Below are 6,000 nucleotides of genomic sequence, written 5' to 3'. Positions count from 1 at the left end.
CCCTCTGCCCCTCTGCTCCATCAAACGCCTGAAGCTTGTGAGAAATACGGGCTACGTGTGTTGCATCAAAACGAGAACCGTTTTGATAGCCAATCAATTAATAACTAAGTAAATTCCCCAAATCGCCATTGCCCGTAAGTAAGTGCTAGCACGGAAAGTACCAGCTGCGGTAATAGCTTCAGGTGTGCGAAATTGTAGACCATTGTTGTAAATTTGCTCCACTACAGCTTGCGTCAACCTCAATGCTTCATCCTTCATTCCCATTTGCACAAGAAAAGCCGCCAGTCCAAAGTTTATCCCCGTCCAAACTTCTAGGGGATGAGTAGCTTTGGGGTTTTCTGGTGAACCGTCAGGACGAACACCATTAGCAGCACCAAACTCACCATTGCAGAATTTTAAAAAGCACGCATCATAAACAGTTTTCAAGGCAGAGAGGGCGCGATCGCTCGGTACAATATCAGGTAAGTCCAGCAGACGAGCATAAAACTGTCCGCACAATTGATCTGCCATCACCACATCGGAACCACTTTCACTATCAAGTTTGTAATATTTCCCATTCCAGAGTTTTTCGTCATAAATAGGGCGAGATTGTTTCAACCAAGCTTCATAAGTGGACTTTTGTGCTGCCAACTCTGCTGTGTCACCTGTCTGGTAAGTTAATAAAATATCGCTAATTGCGATCGCAGCCTCCAGCGCTGCTAACCATAACCCACCACAATAGGCGCTAACACCTTGTAACCGCCAATCATCAAAGGTTTGATCAGGCGCACCAGAATTTTCCGGTATCCCATCGCCATCAATGTCAAAAGTTTTCAGGTAGTCAAGGGTTTGAACGATCGCACTCCAGCAATCTGCTAAGAATTCTACATCGTCAGCACCCGTGAGCAGAAAATCACGGTATACTTGCAAGACAAAATCACTACCTAAATCTTTCCATAAATTGCAGTCTTGATAGCTGGTGTAGTTGGTTTTCTGCCAAACGTGTTCATTGGGTGCGCCTAAATCGTGGGGTGTTGCACCTGCAACTTTGCGAACTGCGATCGGGCTTTCTGCCTTAATTGTCATGTAATAGCCAATTATCCGGGGTGTATCATCACCTTGAGGAATCGCCCGTGCAAATGCCCTCATCACCGACTTTTCCAGTTCTGGAAACAGCATCAGCAGGGCAAAAGAACCGTATAATCGCACATCTAGACTTTCATACCAACGGTAATCTAGGCACTCCAGCACTGCAAACTGACCGATGGGGTCAAGTTCTGATGCAGCATTCCAGAGAGTACCGCCACTGGTAAGGTCATAAAGCTCATTAAATAGAGCCATTTTAAACCAGTTGGGTAAATCTTCCCGGTCGAGAATCGGTTTTTGCCAACTTTGAATTTGCGATCGCCAGCTTTGGTATTCTTGTAGTGCAGTCGATGCGATCGCCCAAGCGTTGTTTCCACTTTTACCAAAAAAGTCTGTATATCTGCGGTAATAATTAACCCCGGCGGCAAATTCTGTAATCGGTAAATCCCAAGCGAGGACAAAGGGGATTTCGAGAGTTTCACCTGGTTGGAGAGTGAAACGAAGTGCGATCGCAGCCCCTAACTGTTCACCTTCTGCTACTGGATTTGCATCTATATAATTGGGCAAAGAACCATCTTTAACAAAGCTTTGCCACACCTCCTCACCTGTACCATCAGGATTCCAGCGAGTGTGGTGAAATACTTCTACTTGGGGATGCTTAATTGTAGCAATACACCAAGTTCCGTTGCCTTCTTGCAAAGCATCACTACCAACCCGACTTAAAACACAGCCAAACAGTTGTGTATTTTCAACTATCTGGTTATAGTTCCCTTGACTTTCGCCCCAGCGCGGTTGGTATTCGTAAACCGGACTACCATCATCGCGCACCCGCACTTCGGGAGATTTGAGAGCGTTTGTAAACCAGCCCACCATATTTTGCCAAGTGAGCATGATGCTGACAGTAATAGGTGCATCTGTGGGGTTGTGGGCATTCCAGAGGAATATTGCCACAGGATAGCTAGTGTCTTGGTAATTACCTGCCCAAATTGGGGAAAACTGCTCACAAGTCAACTGTGTTTGAAATACATTTTCATACACAAACCAGCTACGTGGGTATAGCGCGTGATAATTGCCCGTCCCCTCTGTGGCGGAAGTTGTCGGATACCATTGCCAAGCTTTGAGAGTGCCATCATCGGGCGCTTGGGTAGATAAAGCGTAGGCTTGGGAAGATGTGCTATTGGATTCAAATACACTAAACTGACAAGCAGGAACGTTTTTGAAGGTATGCTCACCGCCATCGATGTGCCACAGGTTAAAATCTCCCCGTGAAGAACGACCGATGCAACCTGCACCAAAGCCACCTAAAGGCATACCATGCCAAGGGCCATCATCGATATTACTTGCGTAGCGGACGGTATAAGGTTTGTCCCAGCCTAAGCCGATAGGACGGCTCCAAGTGCAAGAGGGAATTTTCACAGAGAGTTGATTTGTCATCGCCTAATGTTACAGCGTGCGGTTACGTCCATGAAGACTAGCGCGATGTGCGATTTTTCTCAAGGGGCACAACGATCTAAGGGTATGGCAATGCCCATTGGTGCCAGTATTTGGAGTGTTTGCAGTTACAAAAGCGATGCTGCCACTCTTAAAGAATTCAACAGCAGGGCGAATAGTTAATTTATCAAGTGGTTTAGGTTCTCTGACTCAGAACTCTGACCCAAATTATGAGTTCGCTGATTTTAAGCTTCTTGCATATAACTCATCAAAGACAGCAGTAAATGCGCTCACAGTTCTGTTGGCTGCTGAACTTAAAGATACCTCAATTAAAATCAATGCTGCTGACCCAGGTTTCACAGCAACAGACATTAATCAATACCAAGGTTATCGCACTGTTGAGCAAGGAGCGATCCCTACGGGGGGCTACGCCTACGCAGCAGTAAGACTTGCCACTGTACCTGATGACGGTTCTAGCGGAGGCTTTTTTGATGAAGATGGCGTGGTTCCCTGCTAGGAAGTAGGGGGGCATGAGGCATTGAGCAGGAATTAGATAACTCGGTTCATCCACCTTGTCCCCTTGTCCTCTTTTCTCCACTCCCCACTCCCCACTCCCTACTCAATATGGATTTGAATCAATCCGTCCCCTTTTGACACTCCTGAGATAGTACCCAGAGGTTGGTCTGTTTCTCAAGTTAAAGGTGTCGCCACTGCGAACTTTCCAAATTTTGTAATTGGAAAAGGTCAAAGGCTTTCGGGGTTCGCATATTTCCGGCATATGATTGCCAAGTACAAAGTACGCCGCACCCCTACCCATAACTTTCACCAAACCGTTTTTATCTACAAGAACCGATGTACTTTCACTAACCGCTATGCCTAAAACACTGCTAGATACACCATCCTTAATTTGACGGGCAATGAAAGTCATAATTCGCCCCATTCTTTCCCGCCTGTCGAAGTGCGTATCTACGATGGTTCCCTTTAAATTACTCCAATTGAAAAAGTTGTAAGTAAAAGTAATGTCCCGGTAGGGATCTTCGAGTGCATCCCTAGTTTCAATGCCTTTTTCGGAAGAAGCGCAAGCATCATACACACAATCACTTTGGATCATCGCACCCGCACTAGTGCCACCTACACCACCTCCCTTAAGGTAAACTGACTTAACAGCAGCCTCAAGCTTGGTATCTTTCCAGTTGCGGATGTATTGACATTGGTCGCCGCCAGCAAAGAAAATCACATCAGCGTTTCTGACTTTTTCATAAATCTCAGCTTTGTTTGCGTCTTTTCTATTGCTAATCAGAAGAGTTTCCACAGAGTTTACGCCCTTCATGGCATAAATTAGCCGATTGTAATCGTGATTACCATTTGTGCGGAGAACTACAACATTAACTTTAGTGCTGGAGTTACTACCTCCCCTAACTTGGTTGATCATCCACTGGATGGCATCATCGACATCGGGACCACCTCCACCCAAGCTAAGGACTGGGCCTGCTAAGGAGGGACGGACATCAAAGGAGGGAGAGGGGGAGGGGCGGACATGATCTGTGTCACCCAGGAAGTAGCGTTTCCAGCTGGCAATAAAACGGGTTATTAGGAAGGTTCCCATCTTCAACAACTTGATTCCTGTACTTTTCAAGCGCCTTGCTATGCTTGGGAATGCCTTTGTCATACTAAGCTTCTGGAGCAAACTGCAATTATTGCTAGGCTGTTACGCCCTTTAATTGCTTATTTATCCGTGAAATTCGTCCTTTGTCATTAGTCATTTATCAGTTGTCCTTTGTAAATAATCAATAACAAATGACAGTTTTAACGAAAAAATATGCAACTTAAACGCGTACTAGCTTAACTCTGGCACTAGATAGGGTAAAATTTCCAGCGTACAGGGCTTGTACTGTTTGTTAACGCCATAACCTAGAGTAATCATTAATTTTCTGCTTTACTCTGCGAAAATCTCCATATTGCTTGTGTCCTTTATAGCCCATTACGGTTCATTTAAGGGCTAATTGTACAAAATTGTGTGTTTTCAAGACGCGATAAATCGCCGTCAAGACAAGTGTTTTGGTCTTATCTGAACTGTACTTTGGTTGCAATACATCACAATACACGCGCTTTGGGCACAGCATTGCTGTGCCCTTGCGATCACTTTAAGCGATAACCGCGATAATTTCGGCCAGATGAAATCGAAAATAGATTAGGTGCTAGTTGTCCAAATCCTTCCGTAGTTGCTGGGAATAGTTACCCAATATTCTGAATAACTAGGATATGTCTTACCAGGCAATTTGCGATCGCTCTTGCACAACTTGCTGATAAACTTCCTCGGTTTTCTGGGCTAATTTCGGCCAGCTAAAGCGTCGCTCTAAATCCTCATAAGCGTTATCTACCAACCATTGCCGATATCCTGGATTTTTCAACACTTCCAAAATTCCCCAAGCTAAAGAATCGGGATTGTTTACCCAAGTCACAATGCCTGTTTTGGTATGTTGCACCACTTCTGGAAAACCACCAGTATCGGAAACTACTACAGGAACACGAGAAGCAAAGCTTTCTAAAGCCACAATTCCAAAGGGTTCGTAAAGGCTAGGAAAAACGGCACAATCAGCGACAGTTTGAAATTTATCTAAGTAATCATCAGAGAGAAAACCTGTAAAATAGCAATGATGCCAAATTCCTAAATCCCAGGCTTGGCGCTTGAGATGGTCAGTATTACCGCCACCAACAATGACAAATTTAACGTTACCTCCCATTTGGGAAAGGATTTTAGGTGCGGCATTAAGTAATACAGGTACACCTTTTTCGTAGGTCATGCGACCGAGGTAGTAAACGATTTTCTCATTGTCTGTGGCAAATTGACGACGAAAATCCAGAGCATGAAAATCTATGTGATGCTGTTTCTTTTCGGCTCGGATACCGTTATAAATGACATCAATTTTGTCCCAAGGACTGTGTAGTGCTCGTTCTACTTCTTGGCGCATGTAGTCGCTACAAACGATAATCCGCCAAGCATTGTAAGCTAGCAAGATTTCTTTGCCATTGATATAGCCTTGGATATCTGTGTGAATACCGTTGTAGCGTCCGTATTCCGTAGCATGAATTGTGGCAATTAGTGGTATTTTGAGATTATGCTTGAGAGCGATCGCAGCATCTCCTACCAACCAATCATGGGCATGAATTAAATCAAAGGGCCCTTCTTCCAAGATCAACTTACCACCGTGATGTCCCATACTCAAGTTGAGATTGACTACCCAGTGGAAAAAGTCGTTACTATGTCCAACAGGCACCCGATGTACCTTTACTCCCTCAACCACTTCATACATCGATGCCTGACCAAACTCCGCTGTAATCAGGTGGACTTCATGCCCTAGCTTTACCAGTTCCGGGTACAACTCCGCTACATGCCGCGCAATTCCCCCAACAATCCTCGGCGGAAACTCCCAACTCAGTACCAGTATCTTCATTTACTAGACTCCCCAACACTTTACAAATATCTAAAAAATTACATTTACC

At 44.9% G+C, this 6,000-nt stretch carries 4 protein-coding genes; 1 reads left to right on the top strand and 3 read right to left on the bottom strand.

Annotated elements, in window-relative coordinates; all coding sequences use genetic code 11:
- Positions 1 to 93: 93 nt before the first annotated feature.
- Complete coding sequence (locus VB740_RS23675; protein WP_323202325.1) at positions 94 to 2,499, bottom strand: GH116 family glycosyl hydrolase; 2,406 nt, start codon at positions 2,497 to 2,499, stop codon at positions 94 to 96.
- 100 nt (positions 2,500 to 2,599) lie between these two features.
- Between VB740_RS23675 and VB740_RS23670 the strand changes: the two genes are divergently transcribed.
- Entirely contained in the window at positions 2,600 to 3,013 is a 414-nt protein-coding gene (locus VB740_RS23670) for an SDR family NAD(P)-dependent oxidoreductase (protein WP_323202324.1), read from the top strand.
- A 102-nt stretch (positions 3,014 to 3,115) separates the two neighbouring features.
- On the opposite strand, the gene VB740_RS23665 is transcribed toward VB740_RS23670, so the two are convergent.
- Together VB740_RS23665 and VB740_RS23660 are read right to left on the bottom strand one after the other, a co-directional pair.
- Complete coding sequence (locus VB740_RS23665) at positions 3,116 to 4,165, bottom strand: cyanophycinase (RefSeq protein WP_323202323.1); 1,050 nt, start codon at positions 4,163 to 4,165, stop codon at positions 3,116 to 3,118.
- A 598-nt stretch (positions 4,166 to 4,763) separates the two neighbouring features.
- Positions 4,764 to 5,951 (bottom strand): glycosyltransferase family 4 protein, encoded by a 1,188-nt coding sequence (locus tag VB740_RS23660; RefSeq protein WP_323202322.1) that lies wholly within the window; start codon positions 5,949 to 5,951, stop codon positions 4,764 to 4,766.
- Positions 5,952 to 6,000: the final 49 nt, after the last annotated feature.

Source organism: Nostoc sp. UHCC 0251, assembly GCF_034932245.1.
In the GTDB taxonomy this organism is placed as follows: domain Bacteria; phylum Cyanobacteriota; class Cyanobacteriia; order Cyanobacteriales; family Nostocaceae; genus Nostoc.
The sequence above is the reverse complement of the archived record's forward strand: the minus strand, read 5'-3'. Positions and strand labels throughout refer to the sequence as shown.